This is a genomic window from Spirochaetota bacterium, from assembly GCA_040756435.1.
GTDB lineage: Bacteria > Spirochaetota > UBA4802 > UBA4802 > UB4802 > UBA4802.
In genome coordinates this window covers 20,329-40,277 of sequence record JBFLZD010000010.1, presented here as the reverse complement: position 1 = coordinate 40,277, position 19,949 = coordinate 20,329, and the positions used below count along the sequence as shown (strand labels likewise).

Below are 19,949 nucleotides of genomic sequence, written 5' to 3'. Positions count from 1 at the left end.
TATCACTTCCATTCATATACTTCTAATCCTGTTGAGTAGGCATGGTAGGAATATAATTTACCCTCATTGGTAATATCTATATCCGAAAACAATGCCTGTCCCGGGAATTTGCACCGTACATTCCCAATCATTGTACCATCAAAATTATACAGCATAAACTTTACTTCGTTGGTTTCATCAACATTCCACATATAGATATATTTATTCTGCACCACCGTAAATAATTCATTCTTTGGCTCGGATATTTTTAACAATTCAACAGGCTTTGATTCTTTAATATCAAACTGGTATAACTTTCTGTATTTAAACCGGGTGTTATTGTAAAAGGCAACTGAAAGCAAGAAGCTATCGCCACTATGTAATATCCTGATATTTTCTATCTTGCCGGTATATGATGTTGTGGCATCAACCGCGTCTACAAAGTAATTTCGGGTAAACGTCATGTAATAATCCCTCTGGCGTTTATCAAAGCGGTAAACGCTCCATATATCATACGTGCGCGCTATAACAAAAAGCCTGTTTTTTTTATCTATCTCCAAATGCTCAATATAGTAAAAAGGAACTGTTGGCATTCCCGTCTGACCTATTGTGTATTGTAGTTTGCCATCCTGGTCAAAAACCAGTATAAAAGAAGGTGACATATCAATTGGCGTTCCCGCCGCATCAATGCGCTGGACAGACGCAAGCCTATTTTGTACATACAGGTTTTCATCTGAATCGGCAACCATGGTGCCTATTATGTCAAATTTAACCTGTGTTTTTTTTATATCCTTGCCTTCTGCCGTTGCACTGATATTACCAATAGCAATTAAACATTTTCCATCCCTGTCAAATACAAGCACTTTCTTCTGGATATTATCCTTAACGTAAACTTTATCATCTGCCAGAAGAACACCAAAACTCATATCAAGAAGGCCTGATTCATTATAGTTAATACTTACCGCACCTAATGCTGCTCCTGACGGAATTGCACAAACCTTGCTCGCTGAAAGATCGGTCACCCTGAAATAACCGCATGAAACAAGCATACTATAGGCTATTGCCATCAATATTTTTTTTACCATACTGTTCATCCCTCATCAGTTACTATCGCCGCATAAATACTATAGCCATTTGTAGTATGTACCAGCCTTTTTTTCAACATAAAAAATCCATGCTTTTTACCTGTCAATTGTTATTGCCTTGACAAAATAAATCCATATATGAAACGATAGTATACAGAAAATATTTATAGAGATAGTATAAGGAGATCGGCTTATGGATTTTAATTTATCTGAAGAACAACAGATGGTCAAAGATATGTGCAGGAAGTTTGCAGAAAACGAACTTGCACCAAAAGCTGAACATTATGACCGCACACATGAATTTCCATGGGAACATGTTAAAAAATTAGGGGAAATGGGGATGATGGGTGTTGTTTACCCGGAAGAATATGGCGGATCGGGAATGGATTACCTTACCTATGCCATCGCTGTTGAAGAAATTTCCCGCGGGTGTGCATCAACAGGAGTTATTGTATCTGCTCATAACTCATTGTGCCTGTCACCTATTTATTACTTTGGTACTGAGCAGCAGAAAAAGAAATACCTGCCAAAATTATGCTCAGGTGAATGGATTGGCTGTTTTGGCATCACCGAACCCAATGCCGGTTCTGATGCAGCAGGGACCAAAACTACTGCTGAATTTAAGAATGGCAAGTGGGTACTCAATGGCACAAAAAATTTTATAACCAACGGTGGTGTTGCCAATGTTGCCGTTGTTATGGCAGTTACCGAGAAGGGCGTTGGCCATAAAGGCCTTAGTATGTTTATTGTGGAAAAAGGAACTCCGGGATTTTCAGTTGGCAAAACCGAAGATAAATTAGGAATATGTGCATCATCAACAACTGAACTTGTATTTGAAAACTGTGAGCTTCCTGAAGAAAACCTTTTGGGCAAAAAAGGTGACGGTTTTAAAATTGCCATGCATACTCTGGATGGCGGTAGAGTTGGCATTGCTGCTCAGGCATTGGGCATTGCACAGGCAGCAATGGATGCTGCTGTTAAATACTCGCTTGAACGAGTGCAGTTTAACCAGCCCATAGCACGTCAGCAAGCAATTCAATGGATGATTGCTGACATGGCTACTGAAATTCAGGCCGCACGACTTTTAACCTATCAGGCTGCAATGCTTATTGGTAGCGGCCCTGACCGCAGGCGTTATTCAAAAAATGCAGCCATGGCAAAACTTTTTGCTTCGGAAGCTTCGCACAGGGCAACACATAAAGCATTGCAAATTTTTGGAGGATATGGGTATATTAAAGATTACCCTGCAGAAAGATTTTACCGTGATTCAAGAATTACCGAAATATATGAAGGGACATCTGAAATACAGCGGCTTGTTATTGCATCAAATGTATTAAGTGAATACCAATAATGAACATTAGTTGGGGCATACTGTTTTATGCCCCAACTTAAAAAAAAGTATGAAAAACAATTTTACAGCTATTTTGAAAGACATACAGCAAACCATTGCTTCATTTTCAGAAGGGGACATATCATTTGATGAAGCGCTGCATAAATACCATACCTATAAAGAAAAGGCTCTTGAAATAAAATCCCAACCCCAGTATGAAAATTATATCCTCAATGTTTTAGCTACTCATAATGCTGAAAATTTTTCCCTATTCTCAGCAATTGTTGCATATACTGCAAAGAATGAACAGACTACCATTTCGCTGTACCATGGCCCTGATGTTTTTGTGCAGCCGCTTTTATCACTATGTAATAATTCTTTTTTCTCATCCCCACCACGCTATGTACTTGATTACACCATAAACCAGAATGTTATTCAAAATTTTTCACTATACAGCTCATCCCTTTTTCATTCAGAAGAACTATCTCTAGCATTCATTGCTATTTCTTCGTCATCATTCTTTTCAAAAGAAACATTTTTGCACTATGCTGCACACATCAAAGTCTTTACAGGTCTTTTGGGCATTTCAGATATTATTTCCCTTGATGTTCCAAATACCACATTAAAATATATCCATCAGGTATGCTCAAAATTACTGACCAAAGGGCCCTGTTCATTATACGGAATATATATTATATCACCATTTAGTACGTTAAGCCATTTTGGCCTGCACTCACTCAATGAAGTTTCAGCATTAATTAAAAATACATTAATAGAAAATTTTGGACAATATAGCTTTGCACTTTCAATGAACCTGTATCTGTGTATACATACAAACACTCAAGCAGATATCAAACCATTGACCTTTAACTATAAGGATATTTCAATACCATCAAAGATTTACCACACCGTTATTGAAAAAGAAGAGGATATTATACCCGCAATTATTCATATATTACACTTCCATTAGTCAGGCGATAGTAACCATGAAAAAAACTCAGATTGTCATTATAGGCTCAGCTGATGATACAGAGCATCATGATATTGCCTACGCAATAGGAGCCTTTATTGCAAAAAACGGATGGGTGCTCATTACTGGTGGTAGAACTGGCGTTATGGAGGCAGCTTCACAGGGTGCGCATGACCACGGAGGCATTGTGGTTGGCATATTGCCTTTTGACAGGTTTGATGGCGCCAACCGATACTGCGATATTGTTATCCCAACTGGTATAGGTTTTGCCCGAAACAGCATAAATGTGCTTTCAGCAGATGTTGTCATTTCCATTGGGGGAAAAGCAGGAACACTAACTGAGATGGCATACGCATGGCATTACGGCAAACCTATTATAAGCTGTGTGTTTACGGGCGGCTGGAGTCAACGGATTGTTAACGAACCAATTGACGATAGAAATAATGGCAGCTGTATATACTCTGCTCATTCAGTAGAAGAAGCATGTGATATTTTACACAAACTGGTGAATACCTGATAATCTTTTATACAATATACCCTGCAAAATATTTAATTGCTTCTTTTTTATCACCTAAAACAACAACAATTTCCCCACTATGGGCAATACAATTATTTGAAATAAGGAATTCCATACCTTCACGCAGTATATCATCAACAGAATACATATGTTTTAAATTACGCAGTTTCAGTATACTGTCAATCTCAGCTTTAATGGCTTCAACATGTGCACTTCCTCCGGCAGAATGTAATACATACGCAATAAAATAATGAGGATAAATAGGTATATCATGCCGCTGTTTCAGCGTTAACATCATTTTAGTATCTTCAGCCAATGTGGGGCTGGAAGAAAAATGCGAAAGGGTAATTGGTCGGGAAATATGCACTTTTGTCACATTCCTGAATAATTTCAGGAATGAAACTGGATGAGTAACCGGATTATAAAATTTATGGCCAACTGCAACTGGTATTACCGCTATTTCTTCTGTTGTTTTCTGCAACAATTCGCACAGGCCCTCAATGACCATATCCTGGATTACCTGCTCATCCTGAGATCCATCTTCCATGGAATTAGAATATAATACTGGTATGCCGTGTTCAACACATGAAAGCATATACTGCAACAATGTTTCCCGGTATATAATCGAAGCACATCGAGTTGTATGTACAATATATCCGCCACAAAGCCTGAAAAGAAACCGTAGCAACTTATTTTCCATAAGTCTGTTGTCAACACAAAATCGCGGCAGGGGAATGGATATAAATTTAATAAGTGCCAGAACCACAAACAGTGAATCGGCCTGGTCCTTAGCATTACAAAAATAAACCGGGTTTGCGGTCATCACAATCTTTTTGAGATATTTAATATCTCCAGTTAGCCCAATTCTTTCTTCAAAAAACTCGGTGATTCTGCGGCGGTACAGCAATCCGTATAGATAAAAAAACATCCTTGCCAGTTTCAGTATCAGCAATGAAAATGTATACACATATCTATCGCTAATACTATTATAATAAAATTCAATAATTGTTTTCAGTTGCTTTTCATAGTGTGATTCATTAAGATCATTATACAGCGATAGTTCATGGGAATACTCTTTATGCCCGTGCAGGTGTTGCTGGAGCACGTCTTTGTATTCCCTGCTATTGGTCATCACCTGAAGTTTTTTATTTTCACTGCATAATTGCTGCATAAGCCGTTCAACCACAATATTTTTAAATATCAGTCCACTCATGCGCTCAATGCCTTTTTTACGTTCCTTAACCTTTATTCGCGCACGACGTGTCAGTATTTCATATTTTGCAGGATTTTTAATAGTTTCAATGAGAAGCCATGGATCGCGCTTATTCAGAAGCACATCATACAATGAACGGTATACCGGCATGGTAAGGTTATATTTATCAGCCAGTTGTAGTATTGGTTCAATTGCATACGCCCCTTCAACCAGGTAATGCATGCGTTTACTCATTCTTTCCAGCACATTTTCAGGTTTTACTCGTAATAACAACTTTTCCAGGAAACCAACCGTTGTTCCTTTCTGGGTTATTTGCTCTGCTATTTCCCTACCAAAGCGCCTGTTACGGCTATGCTGACTTAACGCTGTCGCAACAAGATCACCCAGGCCAGCTATACCCATAATGGTGTGTTCCTTTGCACCCATACAGCGCCCTAATTGTATCATCTCTGTATGAGCCTGTGCTATCAATGCTCCTGAAAGGTTGTCCCCGCATTGAGGCAGGTTACTAATAATACCAGCAGCAATTGCTGCAGGATTTTTCAAGGTGCTACCACAATCAACACCAATGATGTCATCTGATGGTATGCATTCCAGATATTCATTCTGAAGCAGATTCATGAAAAAATTAATTGAAGCCTTTGATTTACTGGCAACATGCAATGCTGTATGGTATTCTCTGCACACCTCCTCAGCATGGCTTGGGCCGTATATGGCACATACCTTATCCATTAAAAATGGTAATGCAAGCTCTATAGTCTGTGACATGGTATAAATTCCTGAACCAATCTTGCAAAATCCTTTAGATAAATAGCCAACATAGACATTTGAATCAAGATAACGCCTGATTCGTGTACAGGTATCATAGACAACTTTTGAAGGAGTGGCAATGATAACTGCATCAGTTCCTTTGGCTGACTCTTTAATATCATTATATGCAACAATGTTGTTTGCAAGTTGTACATCAGGCAGGTACAGTGTATTGACATGCTGAGAATTTATAGAACGGGCAACATCCTTTTCATAGGACCAAATTTGGACAATAATTTCAGGATGGTTGTGGGCTATTACATTGGCAACAGCAGTACCCCATGAACCTGCACCAATGACAGTTACAGCTTTCATTACGGCAGTATTTGTGGTGTGTTGCATAGTATACCCGGTATTAATATGGTATAATAAATAAAAAAAATGGGAGTTACACTCTCCCATTTTTTTGCTATTATAGAAGTATTGTTACATATAGTCAAGATAATCTTTCAATTTTCGTGCGCGGGTGGGATGGCGCAACCGGCGCAATGCCTTAGCTTCTATCTGCCTGATACGCTCACGGGTTACCTTAAACACATACCCAACCTCTTCTAATGTATGGGAATACCCGTCATCCAGACCAAACCGCATGCGGATAACCTTCTGTTCACGCGCCGGCAGTGTGCTTAATACTGCATTTATCTGCTCAGAAAGCAGCCTGTATGCTGCCGTATTCACCGGCGAATCCACTTCTTTATCCTCTATAAAATCACCCAACAAGGAATCCTCTTCCTCGCCTATGGGTGTTTCAAGTGATATAGGCTCACGGGCCACATTCTTCACACCTTTAACCTTGCTTACCGGCCAGCCCAACCTGTCGGCTAATTCTTCCGGGCTTGGTTCACGGCCAAATTCCTGCTGAAAGAGGCGTGTTTCACGCATTACTTTGTTTATCTGTTCAATCATATGGACAGGAATACGTATGGTACGCGCCTGGTCAGAAATTGCCCTTGTTATTGCCTGCCGTATCCACCATGTGGCATAGGTGGAAAATTTATACCCCTTGCGGTACTCAAACTTATCTACAGCTTTGATTAAGCCAATATTTCCTTCCTGTATAAGGTCAAAGAAATGCATACCACGGTTGGCATATTTCTTTGCAATGGATACTACAAGCCGCAGGTTTGCATTTATGAGCTCTTTTTTTGCCAGTGAAATCTTGCGGTGGCCAATCTCAATTTGTGTGCCCCGCTGCATAATTTCATCACAGGTGGCACCTGCTTCCTGCTCTATACGGCGGATTTTGCGTTCATTATTTCTGATATCTTTAACTATCTCTAAAATTTCATCTTTGGTCTTGACTTTCAGTTCTTTTAATATTTTTTTTACATCTTCATTCTTTTCCAATTTACGACCATACTGTTTTAACTCTTTTACCGATTTGTTAAAATGATCTTCAATGCTCTTGAAGAAGTGCCGGGTTTCCTTTATTCTGGTAACCATTGACAAAATACGCTGTGCTGTTTTATTTATTTCGTTTTCATGTACCTGAAGGTTTACCAGCGCATCTTTAATAATTTTGCGTGATTCAGTTATTTTTTCTTTTAATTCCAATGCCTTTTTGGATTCTTCAGCTAATTTCCGTAGTTTATTCTGGTATTGCATTATTTTTTTATCTTCCGCTATGATAATACTCATATTATTTTCATAGCGCTTTTCTAAATCATGCATGTCAAAAGAAGAAAAATAGTAGAGTTTATTTATCCGCAACACATCGGTTAGTTTAATTTTGCCGCCTTTAACTTTTGAATGATTCTTGATAAGCTCATTGAGAAGCACAGTAGAATCCAGCACAGCATTCTCAATAAGAATTTCGCCTTCTTCTATACGCTTTGCCAGCTTCACCTCTTCATCACCGGAAAGCAGTGATACCTTCCCAATTTCTTTCAGATACAAACGAATTGGATCATCGGAAACAGCGGTTTCTGATGTTGGAGTTGCTGCTTTTTTTGAATGGGATTTTTCTTTTTTTGACAACACTGCTTCCGCACGCCGTGTAGGCTCTTCAACAACATCGATGCCTAACTGATTGAGAAGAATGAAAATATCATCAATTTTATCAGAATTTAATATCTTATCGGGCAAAATATCGTTAAGCTCATCATAGGTAATCTCACCATTGGTTTTCCCTAAATCTACAAGTTTTTTAACTTCTGGAATGCTTTCTAAAAGAACATCACCCTTTGCCATAATAAACTCTACCCTTTATATTAAAAATTTACTGTGATCTTAAATCTTTGCACTGCCTTTGTTATAGATATATGAAGCCAATTTTTCTCTTTCCCGGCGCAATACCTCTAATTCGGTCATATAATATTGTATATTATCCTGTTCGTTCTTCTTAATTTTTTCTGCAAATTCATTAATTTTTTTGTCGATAGTATACAGCCGCATATTTAATATTATTTCTGAATAGGCAACCTTAGGATCCTCAAATGCAAACTGCTTTGAAAAACCCTGAGTAAGTAATTGTGCTTCCTGGCCTTCAGGGAAAAAATCAAACATTTTATCCAGTGAAACAGGTTCATTCTTTTCATACAGGTCAATTATTGCCTGGTAGATATTTTTTGCTACTGTATCGGTAAACTGTGACAGAGAGCAATCCACAACTGCATGTTCAACCAGTTCAGGGTAATTGCACAGTAAAAGTACCAATTCACGCTGGCTTTTATCATAAAAATCTAAAGGCGTATTATTGGTTACTATCGCCCTCCCATTTGTTTTTTGCCCTTTTGCAAAACGCTCATAATCAGTGCGTATAGCCTGCTCTGGAACTTGAAACATGGTGGCCAGCTTTTTAAAGTAATACTGCCGCTCTACTTCAGAAGTTATATCCCTCAATACTGCAAAAAGTTGCTTTAATACATCAACCTGTTTGCCCTTATTTTCCGCAATGACACGCTCAATTCTAAAATCAACGGGTTGTAATGCTCTGTCAATAATTGCCATAAACTCCCTAACGCCAAACTTTGCTACAAAATCAAACGGGTCAAGCTGTGGCAATTGTGCAATACGAATATCAATATTTAAACTCTGAGCAACTTCAAGTGACCTGAGCGAAGCCTTAATCCCGGCAGAGTCAGCATCAAATACAATGATTACCTCATGACATAAACGTGACAAAAGCTGCAATTGTTCCAGTGTTAACGCGGTACCTAAAGGAGCAACCACGTTTTGAATACCCGCCTGATACACGCCAATGACATCCAGGTAACCTTCAACAACTATTGCCCTGCCAAGTTCAGCTATGTGTTGCCGTGATTTATTCAGTCCGTAAAGGATATTCCGCTTTTGAAAAACAGGTGATTCCGGAGAATTTAGGTATTTGGGTTCACCCTGAGCAATTATTCTACCACCAAATCCTATAATTTCATTTTTTTGGTCAAAAATAGGGAATATAACCCTGTTTCTGAATCTGTCATAGTAATGAGTGGTGCCATTTTTTTCTACTTTATTAATATTGCCCGTTTTTACTGCCACATCAAGTGAAATATTCATATTTTTTATACTATCAGTAGCATAATGCCACCCGTCAGGAGCATAGCCCAGCTCAAATTCATCAATGCTCTGCATGGTTACTCCACGGTTCAAAAGATAATCAAGCGCATGTCTGTTTGCCGGTTGGTGTAATGCTTTGCGATAGTTCTGGCAAAGAAGAGCATTGATTTTTAAAAGCCTGCTGTATTCATCATCTTTATATTTTACATCATCACGAACTGGTATGCCAACAAGTTCCCCTACAATCTTTACACTTTCAACAAAATCAACATGCTCAACCTTTGCTATAAACGTAAAGACATTACCGCCTTCATGACATCCAAAACAATAGAACATCTGTTTATCGGGTGATACCGTAAACGAAGGAGTCTTTTCTTTATGAAATGGACATAATCCAACATAGTTCTTACCCTTTTTGGTAAGGGTGGGAACATAGCGTTTGATTATATCTTCTATAGCAGCTTTCTGCCGTATATGTTCAATCGTATCTTGGGGGATAGCCATTTGATAATAATATATATAAAAATTTACAGATTTTCAAGTTTATTCTGTACAATCTGCTTAACAATCTGTCCGTCTGCTTTGCCTTTCAGGTCTTTCATAACCTGCCCCATGACCTTGCCCATATCTTTTTTAGTAACAGTTCCCATAGAAACAATAACCGTATCAATATGAGCAGCAATTTCAGCTTCGCTCATCTGCTGCGGCAGGTATTTCATGATGATCTCCAGTTCCTGTTTTTCCTTTGAAGCTAAATCATTTCTACCTGCTTTTTTATATTCAGTTATGGCTTCTTTGCGTCGTTTGGCACTGCGTGTTAACACCTCAATTATTTTTTCATTGGTTAATTCTTCAGTGCCCTTTGTTTTTTCATACATTATGTCAGACTTTAGCATACGCAGAGTGCTTGCTAACAGTTCATTTTTGTTTTTTATTGCATCTTTAAGGTCGGATTCAATTGTGGTAAGAATAGTCATACACATACCCCATAATACAAGGATTTTATGACGGAAGTATAAAGCTAAAATGGAGAGCTTTACACATATAAAATGATAATGTTTGTATGTCAACAAAAGTTTTAAAAACAATTTCACCTATACAGTAACTATCGAACAAGATTCATAATATTTTTTTTCAATATATGCAAATTCTTATAAAACAATAATGCAACAATAGTACATCCCACACCGCTTAAAAGCAGCGTAAGGGGAACACCAATACGGTGTGCTATTAGTCCTGCAAATAGATTGCCAATGGTAGCCATACCCATGAATGACATGGTATACAGGCTCATGACCCTGCCACGCATTGAATCTTCCACCATTGACTGAATAAACGTATTTGATGATGCCATCTGAACAATTAAACTAATACCAATAATAAACATGAGAACCAGTGAAATATATAAATTCCGTGAAAATGAAAACAGTGTAAGCCCGCATCCAAGTAAAAGTGAACCAGCAGCAATAGTATTTTCAAACCGTGTAGTATGGCTTCGTGATGCTATAAAAAGCGCACCAATAAGCGCACCTAACCCCGCCGCACCTAAAAGAAAACCCAGAGTGTGGGAATCACCATGCAAAATTTCTACTGCAACAACCGGCATAAGCACCATATACGGCATTCCCAGTAAACTGATCAAAGCCAGAAGCAATAACACCGTACGGATTGGGTAATGGTTTTTTACATATTGAAAGCCTTCAATGATATTTTCCTTGAAATTACCTGCACGAGATATAGAAGTATAAGTAACATTTTTCATAAAAAGCAGTGCAATAATAATTCCAGAAAATGTTGCAGTATTTATTAAAAAGCACATACCTTCGCCAAACTGCGCCACTAAGAAACCAGCAAGTGGCGGCCCAATAAGGCGGGTACTGTTAAATACAACTGAATTTAAGGCAATGGCATTGCTTAAAAGTTCCTTCTCGGCAACCATGTCAAATACAAATGACTGTCGCACCGGCATATCAAAAGCATTAAAACACCCCTGCATGATATTAAGCACCAATAGCCACACTGGTGTAATATACCCCAGTACCACCAGTAATCCTAAAACCAGGGATTGCATACATAAAAGGATTTGCGTAATCATTAATATACGATGCCGATTATAACGGTCAGCCACCACACCGGTAATGGGCGTAAATAAAAAAATGGGAAGCTGTGCAGAAAATGCAAGTAACCCCAACCACATGGATGAAGCAGTTAAGCGGTACATAAGCCAGCTTGAAGCAAGTTGCTGAATCCAGGTCCCAATGAGTGAAATAAACTGGCCCATAAAAAAAAGCCTGAAATTATACACCCTCAGTGCTCTGAATGGATTATCTGATATGATCTTTGATTTTATTGCTTCTTCTCCCATGGCTCGCTATCACCTTCAATATAGTAAAACACAGGATTACATTGTATATTCTTTTTTTTGTGCGATAGTTCCTGATACCAGGCTCTGTTGCGAATATACACCTTTTTTAGCAAATGTTCAAATTCATAGTGTAGTTGCCCGATAGTAACCGGGATTAACGCCATCAGTGGTTTTGTGTCAATCTTTTCAGCAGAAAACTGATAGCCTCGCCTTTTTGCATCATCATAGATCCAGAAAAGATAAGCCTGTATAGCTTGCAGTGGTTGGGTGTAATTGGCAAACCGTATCAATTGCGGATGATGCCTGTACCCTTTAGTATTGCCTTCAAGTACCTTCTTTGCAAGCAACCCTTCCCGCCATACAGCAACGATTCCCTGAGGGTCTAAATATTTTGGATGTAATGACCATAATCGCATAGCAGTTTACACATGAACTATCGCCAGAATATAGTAGTACACATTGTATTACATAACAACCATACATTATAAGTAAATAAAAATTTTAGCACTGTTTTTTGATATAACGAATATATATTTTAGTCGACAAATTTAGCAATAGTATAACCATATACCACAATCATAACTAACAGAAAGGAACCACTATGAAAAAGATTGCCGTACTGCTTATATGTATTATCACCATAGTAGCTATTCTTATTGGCTTTGAGATGTTTGGAAAAACTGATACGCAGGTTACTGTTGAAGAAGTCAAACAGCCAATGCCTGCACCTGAGTTTTATAAAGGGATTTACTTAAACTCACAATCGGGACGTGATATTAATCTACTTAAAAATTTTATTACAAAAGCAAAAGATGCAGGATTCAATGCAGTAGTAATTGATGTACACAATGAATCCAATAATAAGTTTTTAATTCCCAAGGAAAATGTTGATTACGTAATTTCGCAAGGTATTTATCCAATTGCCCGTGTGGTAATGTTCCCCGATGGATTAAAAGTATATCCTGTCCCTGAGGAACTCATCAAAGGAAGGTTAGAACTTGCAAAAAAAGCCTGTGAAAGTGGCTTCAGGGAAATACAGTTTGATTATATACGTTTTAATGATTATGGTATACTGAAACATGTCCCTCTGGAACAGCGTTTTAAAACTATTGAAGGATTCTTAGCACGAGCAAAAACAGAATTGCAACCATACAATGTAAAAGTTGCTTGCGACATATTTGGCCGTATACCTCTCAATACCAATGATACTATTGGCCAGCGCATGGAAGGGCTTGATCAGGTGGTTGATGTCATCTGCCCCATGGCATATCCCTCCCACTATACATGGAGTAAAAAATTAATGGCCGATCCGTATTACACGGTATTTATAACCGGGAAAAGAGCAAAAGAACGTACAAAGAATGCCCAGATTGTTATGTACATACAGGCGTTTAAAATACGTGTTGCCATGTCAGGCTTATCATTCCAGGAATACATGGCAAAACAAATACAGGCGGTACATGATGCTGGCGTGAAAGGTTTTATATGGTGGAATGCCTCACAGCAGTACGATGAGCCATGTGCGGTTACCAGACAATTTTACTCCAACTTCAAAACGCAGAGTATATCAAAAGCGGATAATAACAAAAAAGAAGCAATTTAACACAAATAAAGGGAACTTCTAAAAACTGGTTTTGTCGGATGTTTCATTGTGAGCACAATATATTAGGATAAAACTGCTTTCGATTATATAAAACTTTAGGAAGAAAGTAGTTTTTAGAGGTGCCCAAAAAAATATTCTTGACTAATATAAGGAATATACATTTGCTTTGCATAGTTTTTTATATAAAACCTATAGGTAACTAAAAATTTACAGGAGGATCGGGTTATATGACACATCACAACAAACTTTTTGGCCTGTCGCCAGAAGCTGGTAGATGGGTGTATGTTATTACAGGCTTGATAATATGCCTGTGCCTGGGCAGTGTGTATTCGTACAGCGTATTTTTAAAACCAATCACGGAAAGCTTTGGTATCACTGCAACTCAGGGTAATTTGCCATTTATGTTTTTCCTGGCATTTTTTTCAATCCTCATGTTTTTCTCAGGTAGAATAATGGCTAAACTGGGGGCCAAAAAGTTATCCATTTTTGGCGGCCTTGTTGTTGGGTTAGGATGGGCGCTTTCATACTTTGCTGCAGAAGCAAAAAGCATTAACCTTTTAATACTAACATATGGTATCATTGCAGGTAGCGGTGTTGGGATTGTTTATGGATGTCCCATAAACATTGTTGGCCAGTGGTTCCCTGACAAAAAAGGGCTTGCCACAGGTCTGGTACTGGCTGGTTTTGGCGGCTCAGCGTTAATCACTGCTAAATTAGCAGGCGCTCTGATACCTTCAGTTGGCCTTTCAACGACATTCCTTTATTTTGGTATTGCATTTGCAATTCTTATTGTACTACTTGCACTTCCGTTTAGAAATCCTGAATCCGGCTGGAAACCTGCTGGATGGACACCTTCTGCTGCAGCAGCAAGTGCAGTTGATTTTGATTCCTCTGAAATGGTAAAAACATCTACCTTCTGGGGCTTATTTTTAGCATATATCATTGGCTGTCTGGCTGGTTTGATGGCTATTGGTATTTCCAAACCAGTAGGCAGTGAAATAATCAAAATTGATGGCGAAACTGCAACAACCCTGGTTGGGATTTTTGCAATTTTTAACGCATTAGGTCGGCCACTTTTTGGCTGGCTCACTGATAAGATTACTCCAAAAGGTGCAGCAATTCTTAACCTGTTAATAATTATTGCAGTATCTATTATGATGTTACTGGCAAAAGAAGGGGATGTTATCCTTTACGTAGTAGCTTTCTGTGGATTCTGGCTTATATTGGGTGGATGGCTTGCAATAGCACCAACTACTACACTTGCTTTCTACGGTTTGAAGAATTATGCACGTAATTATGGTGTAGTATTTTTTGCATACGGCCTTGGTGCAATCATAGGTGGCATCATATCCGGGCAGGCAAAAGATGTATTTGGCTCATATCAGGTTGCTTTCTGGCCAACACTTGTACTGGGTGTTATTGGTCTTATGATAGTAATGGCTCTGCTCAAGCCTCCTGTGAAAAAAGCTGCATAAACATTTTAGCTACAAGGTTTATATAAAGGGGCCGTCTCAAAACAAAATTTGGGGCGGCCTTTTTTATTGTTCCTTCAGGGCTCTGACCCTCAAAAAAATCTTCACTCCCTTCTGTGGCACTTGACTTTTATAAAGCCACATATTTTTTAATGTCTTAATCTTTCTCAATTAAGTTAAAAGAATTTCATAAGAATCAATGGATATGGTCATATGGACGCTTTATACTTCCCGTAGTATAAACGCACTATCACCTATATTTTTTTGTAAAAATTCCGCAACCGGCAAGCATTTCACTTTAAAAATAAAAAAAAGTTTTGTGTCTTTTTTTACAAACCCTTTAAGATTTGCATCTATCATGGTTTCAAAATTTCCCTGCCCCTTAAGGATTACCATATCCGCCTGCGATAGTTCATGTAAAAATTCTTTACTGCTTCTATGAAGGTTTATTCCTGGAGTACTATCGCCTGTTGTAATTACTGGAACAATTGTATCAAGTCCAACAGAGTGCACATCCTCCATTGTTGCATCGTTTATCACAGGATTTCCACGAACAACACAGGTAATCTTTTGCACTGGAAGTTGTTGTATTAGTAGCATATCAGCTACTATCTCACCTGCATTATCAGCTATATAAAGAATCTTTTGTGAGTGTGACATTGCTTTAATAAATTCATTGTAAAAATCATCTGGAACTTCTATATCATCCACTAAATTTTTAAACTGCACCGAAAAAGTACCACAATCCTGATCTCCAATGCCATAATCAATACTATTTGCAGCAACAGCTATCCGCAAAGCCTGTTGAATTGATTGTTTGCCTGAACACAACGCACGCAACTGTGGTAACAAATCAAGCATCAAGGCATTGCTTTGTTTTTTTTCATCACTAAAGGGATCCTGTACCCCCGTAACGTGCGAAATTGTTTTATATAATTTATATGCGCAATCAGGAGGAGTTGGAAAACCATCCATGCTAACGCGCGTAAGTTCCTGCATTAAACGTAATGAACTATCTCCATTAAGATTTAGTTTTGATACAATACGATAACTATGGTTCACATGGCATGGAATACAATGGAAGGTGGGTTTCATAATTTTTCTTTGATTTATTCGGTGCAGTATAACACAGTATCTTCAATATCATCTGTTTCTTTAAGTCGAACTTTTACCTTATCACTAACTTTTGTCTGCACCTTCAAGCCACAATAATCCGGCTGAATAGGAAGTTCACGGTTACCACGGTCAACAAGGACAGCCAGTCGTATTATTTGAGGTCTGCCAAATGACATCAATGTTTCCAGTGCAGCTTTGATTGTTCTTCCGGTAAAAAGCACATCATCTACAAGAATGATAATCTTTTTGGTAATATTGAATGTTATTGTTGTTTCTTTTATTGCCGGAAGCACTCCCCGTGTTGCTAAATCATCACGATAAAATGTAATATCAAGAGTACCCATTTTTATTTCTTTACCGCTACTTGTTTCCAGATGTTTCTTTATCCGTCTGGCTATCTCCACCCCACGGGTTTGTATGCCAACTAGCGCCACATTTGATATATCACCAAATTCTTTGACAATACCTTTGCTGATTGTATTAATTGCTGCTTCAATTTGTTTTGCATTCATCAATACTTTTTCTTCACACACTACTGCACCTCCAGATGATACTCCTGTACAGGTTTTACGGTAAATTGTCCAGCTTTTTTCATAGAAATAATACCCTGTACAGCAGCTTTAGCAGCAGCCAGCGTAGTGATAATAGGTACCCGGTAACGCACTGCAGCCTGGCGTATGGTGTAGGCATCCTCTTTTGGCCGCTTTCCTGTTGGGGTATTGATAATAAGGTCAACCTGCTTATTTTTTATTATATCAACAACATTGGGGCGTCCTTCACTGACCTTGAACACTCTTTCACAGGGAATACCATGCTCATTGAGAAACGCCGCGGTACCTTCTGTGGCAATAAGCTTAAAGCCTTCTTTATGCAGCTGCCGCATTTCTTCCAGCAGTTCCTCCTTTGACCGCTGGTTAATACTTAAAAAAATGCTACCCGATAGGGGCAACCTGTCACCTGCTCCCAATTCTGCTTTATAAAATGCTTCGCCAAAATGTGCAGCAATGCCCATCACCTCACCAGTTGACCTCATTTCGGGAGATAACAACGTATCAACACCAGGGAATTTGTTGAAAGGCAATACTGCTTCTTTTACATTAACATAGGGAATCTTTTTCATGTGAATTAATCCAAAATCCCTTAGCTTCTTACCAAGCATAAGCCACACCGCTATCTTTGCAAGCGGCACGCCCGTTGCTTTGGACACAAATGGCACTGTACGGGACGCACGGGGATTAACCTCCAGAACATATAAAATGCCATTTTTTATAGCAAACTGAATATTGATCAGTCCAATAACATTGAGTTCCTTTGCCAGTGCAGTCGTTGTTTCAATAATTGTTTGCATCATGGCAGGTTGAACGCTTACGGGTGGTAAACTGCATGCAGAATCACCTGAATGTATCCCTGCCAGTTCAATATGCTCCATAATGCCACCAATATATACATCCGTACCATCACACAGCGCATCAACATCTATCTCTAAAGCATCTTCTAAAAATTTATCAATAAGGATAGGATGTTCAGGCGATAGTTCCACAGCAGACACTATATACTCTAATAGGCTTTTTTCATCATAAATGATGGACATTGCCCTTCCGCCCAGTACATACGATGGACGCACAAGTACTGGATACCCTATCCGTGTTGCCTGCTCAATTGCCTCTTCACGAGTGAATGCTATGCCATTTTCCGGTTGATTAAGCTTAAGCTTATTTACAACCTGGGCAAAACGCTGTCTGTCTTCAGCCCTGTCTATGGAATCAGGAGATGTACCTAAAATTTTAACGCTATTTGCTTCAAGTCGGCGTGCAAGCCGCAAAGGGGTTTGCCCGCCAAACTGTACTATAACGCCATCAGGTTTTTCATTGTTATAGATATGCAGTATATCTTCCAATGTCAATGGCTCAAAGTACAACCTGTCTGAAGTATCATAATCGGTTGAGACAGTCTCAGGATTTGAGTTTACCATAATGGATTCCACACCTGCTTCTCGTAATGCAAATGATGCATGACAGCAACAGTAATCAAACTCAATACCCTGCCCAATACGGTTTGGGCCACCACCTAATATCATGACCTTGCGTTTTGTTGTATGCTTTGCTTCATCCTCATCATCATACGAAGAGTAGTAATACGGGGTGTATGCTTCAAATTCACCTCCACAGGTGTCAACCAGCCTGTACCCAGGAACTATCGCATGCTCAAATCTAAATTTCCTGATACTGTCTTCCAGTTCATTCAACCGCTTTGAATAGTCTTTCTGCACATCAAGGCCTTTATCGTATAATGCTTTCAATTCATCTTTATGAAGTAAAAACGCAAGCTGCCTGTCGGAGTAACCCAATTGTTTCATTTTGAGAATATTATCTTTTTGCAAACCCTGTTTAGCCTGTGCAACAAATTCACGTTCTGCTTCCACAAGCTCTTTTAATTGATTTAAAAACCATGGATCTATTGACGTTAATTCATGGATTTTTTCAACACTCCACTGTAACTCTAAAGCTTTCTTGATATAAAACACTCTTTGTTCTCGTGGAATGCGCAAATTCTGTTCAATAATGTCATTTCTTTGCCGCTCAGGAATTGCATCAACAAGTGCATCAAGTTTCAAATTGCCATCCGAACCAAACCCATATCGGTCAATTTCCAGCGAACGCAGCGCTTTTTGAAATGATTCTTTGAAAGTACGCCCAATTGCCATTGCCTCACCAACTGATTTCATCTGTGTGCCAAGCGTTGTGTCAGCACCTTCAAACTTTTCAAATGCCCAGCGTGGAATCTTGGTAACAACATAATCAATGGTAGGTTCAAAGCATGCAGGTGTTTCACGGGTAATATCATTTGCAATTTCATCAAGGGTAAGCCCAACAGCTAATTTTGCAGCAATCTTTGCAATGGGGAAGCCCGTTGCTTTTGAAGCCAATGCAGAACTTCGGCTGACGCGGGGATTCATCTCAATAACCATTACCCTGCCATCTTTGGGATTTACTGCAAACTGAATATTGGAACCGCCTGTTTCCACACCAATCTCACGTATTATCTTGATAGCCATATCCCTCAAATTTTGATATTCCTTATCGGTTAGGGTTTGCTGGGGGGCAATAGTTATGGAATCGCCGGTGTGAACTCCCATTGGATCAAAGTTTTCAATGGAACATATAATAACTACATTATCTTTGAGGTCACGCATTACCTCTAACTCAAACTCTTTCCAACCAATGACGGATTCTTCCAGCAACACCTGGCTTATTGGCGATTCATCCAATCCCTTACGCACAAGCTCAACAAAGTCTTCCTGATTATACACAATATTGCCACCTGTACCACCTAATGTAAAGGCGGGTCTGATAATAATGGGCAGTGGAATGGTTTCCAGTACCTTCAAAGCTTCATCAATTGAAGATGCCAGTGCCGAATTTGGCACCCGAAGCCCAATATCAAGCATTGCCTTTTTAAAGAGGTCCCGGTCCTCGGCTTTTTTTATGGCATCAATCTTTGCACCTATCAGTTCAACACCAAATTTTTGTAATATCCCGCTTTCATGAAGCTGGACAGCAATATTCAGTGCAGTCTGCCCTCCAACGGTAGGCAATAATGCATCAGGTCTTTCCTTTTCAATAATGTGTGCTACAATATCATGAGTTATTGGCTCAATATAGGTTTTATCAGCCATATCAGGGTCGGTCATTATCGTTGCAGGGTTGGAATTAACCAGAACTATCTCATAACCTTCTTCCCGTAACGCTTTACAGGCCTGTGAACCAGAATAATCAAATTCACACGCCTGCCCTATAACAATTGGTCCTGAACCAACTATCAAAATTTTTTTAATATCAGTGCGCCTGGGCATGTAAACATTCCTTTCTGTGAGGTGGTGTTGAAATACGTTATATCAAAATTTATCAAAATTTATTAAAATAACCATTAAAACTTCAGAACAATGAGTTTGGTGCAAGTAAAATTCCAATATTTTTTTTTATCGTTGTGA

Annotated in this window: 15 protein-coding genes; 5 read left to right on the top strand and 10 right to left on the bottom strand. The window is 38.9% G+C overall.

Translation table 11 applies throughout. From position 1 onward, the window contains the following. Positions 1-2: 2 nt before the first annotated feature. A complete protein-coding gene (locus AB1444_04600) occupies positions 3-1,064 on the bottom strand; it encodes a hypothetical protein (GenBank protein ID MEW6525933.1) in 1,062 nt (353 codons plus the stop codon). A 193-nt stretch (positions 1,065-1,257) separates the two neighbouring features. Here AB1444_04600 and AB1444_04595 point away from each other — a divergent pair, with 193 nt between their 5' ends. The 3 genes from AB1444_04595 to AB1444_04585 are packed head-to-tail and all read left to right on the top strand — an operon-like array spanning position 1,258 to position 3,881. Then, positions 1,258-2,415 carry an acyl-CoA dehydrogenase gene (locus AB1444_04595; protein MEW6525932.1) on the top strand — a complete coding sequence of 386 codons (1,158 nt, stop codon included), beginning with the start codon at positions 1,258-1,260 and terminating at the stop codon, positions 2,413-2,415. Between the two features lie 49 nt (positions 2,416-2,464). Beyond that, entirely contained in the window at positions 2,465-3,364 is a 900-nt protein-coding gene (locus tag AB1444_04590) for a hypothetical protein (GenBank protein ID MEW6525931.1), read from the top strand. A 16-nt stretch (positions 3,365-3,380) separates the two neighbouring features. Further along, complete coding sequence (locus AB1444_04585) at positions 3,381-3,881, top strand: TIGR00725 family protein (protein MEW6525930.1); 501 nt, start codon at positions 3,381-3,383, stop codon at positions 3,879-3,881. Between the two features lie 7 nt (positions 3,882-3,888). On the opposite strand, the gene AB1444_04580 is transcribed toward AB1444_04585, so the two are convergent. The 6 genes from AB1444_04580 to AB1444_04555 form a co-directional block, all read right to left on the bottom strand. Beyond that, positions 3,889-6,246 carry an NAD(P)H-dependent glycerol-3-phosphate dehydrogenase gene (locus AB1444_04580; GenBank protein MEW6525929.1) on the bottom strand — a complete coding sequence of 786 codons (2,358 nt, stop codon included), beginning with the start codon at positions 6,244-6,246 and terminating at the stop codon, positions 3,889-3,891. Positions 6,247-6,330: 84 nt separating this feature from the next. Next, on the bottom strand, positions 6,331-8,094 hold the full coding sequence (rpoD, locus tag AB1444_04575) for an RNA polymerase sigma factor RpoD (GenBank protein ID MEW6525928.1): 1,764 nt from the start codon (positions 8,092-8,094) through the stop codon (positions 6,331-6,333). Positions 8,095-8,133: 39 nt separating this feature from the next. Further along, positions 8,134-9,906, bottom strand: a complete 1,773-nt coding sequence (gene dnaG, locus AB1444_04570) for a DNA primase (GenBank protein ID MEW6525927.1) — start codon at positions 9,904-9,906, stop codon at positions 8,134-8,136. 23 nt (positions 9,907-9,929) lie between these two features. Continuing rightward, on the bottom strand, positions 9,930-10,379 hold the full coding sequence (locus AB1444_04565; GenBank protein MEW6525926.1) for a GatB/YqeY domain-containing protein: 450 nt from the start codon (positions 10,377-10,379) through the stop codon (positions 9,930-9,932). Positions 10,380-10,507: 128 nt separating this feature from the next. After that, positions 10,508-11,767, bottom strand: a complete 1,260-nt coding sequence (locus AB1444_04560; protein MEW6525925.1) for an MFS transporter — start codon at positions 11,765-11,767, stop codon at positions 10,508-10,510. Beyond that, a complete protein-coding gene (locus AB1444_04555) occupies positions 11,749-12,183 on the bottom strand; it encodes a pyrimidine dimer DNA glycosylase/endonuclease V (protein ID MEW6525924.1) in 435 nt (144 codons plus the stop codon). The genes AB1444_04560 and AB1444_04555 overlap by 19 nt, the downstream gene beginning before the upstream one ends. Positions 12,184-12,368: 185 nt before the next feature. On the opposite strand from AB1444_04555, the gene AB1444_04550 reads away from it, so the two are divergent. Both AB1444_04550 and AB1444_04545 read left to right on the top strand, forming a co-directional pair. Further along, positions 12,369-13,370 (top strand): putative glycoside hydrolase, encoded by a 1,002-nt coding sequence (locus tag AB1444_04550; GenBank protein MEW6525923.1) that lies wholly within the window; start codon positions 12,369-12,371, stop codon positions 13,368-13,370. 227 nt (positions 13,371-13,597) lie between these two features. Next, positions 13,598-14,845 (top strand): OFA family MFS transporter, encoded by a 1,248-nt coding sequence (locus AB1444_04545; GenBank protein MEW6525922.1) that lies wholly within the window; start codon positions 13,598-13,600, stop codon positions 14,843-14,845. A 219-nt stretch (positions 14,846-15,064) separates the two neighbouring features. Here AB1444_04545 and AB1444_04540 read toward each other — a convergent pair whose 3' ends face one another. From AB1444_04540 to carB, 3 genes are read right to left on the bottom strand one after another with little or no spacing between them, the layout of a single operon-like run. Next, positions 15,065-15,937 carry an ARMT1-like domain-containing protein gene (locus AB1444_04540; GenBank protein ID MEW6525921.1) on the bottom strand — a complete coding sequence of 291 codons (873 nt, stop codon included), beginning with the start codon at positions 15,935-15,937 and terminating at the stop codon, positions 15,065-15,067. A gap of 14 nt (positions 15,938-15,951) precedes the next feature. Then, the gene (gene pyrR, locus AB1444_04535) at positions 15,952-16,491 is read right to left on the bottom strand and encodes a bifunctional pyr operon transcriptional regulator/uracil phosphoribosyltransferase PyrR (protein MEW6525920.1); all 540 of its coding nucleotides are present in this window, start codon (positions 16,489-16,491) and stop codon (positions 15,952-15,954) included. Next, positions 16,491-19,811, bottom strand: coding sequence for a carbamoyl-phosphate synthase large subunit (gene carB / locus AB1444_04530; protein MEW6525919.1), 3,321 nt, complete (start codon positions 19,809-19,811; stop codon positions 16,491-16,493). Before carB ends, pyrR begins: the two co-directional genes overlap by 1 nt. Positions 19,812-19,949 lie beyond the last annotated feature (138 nt).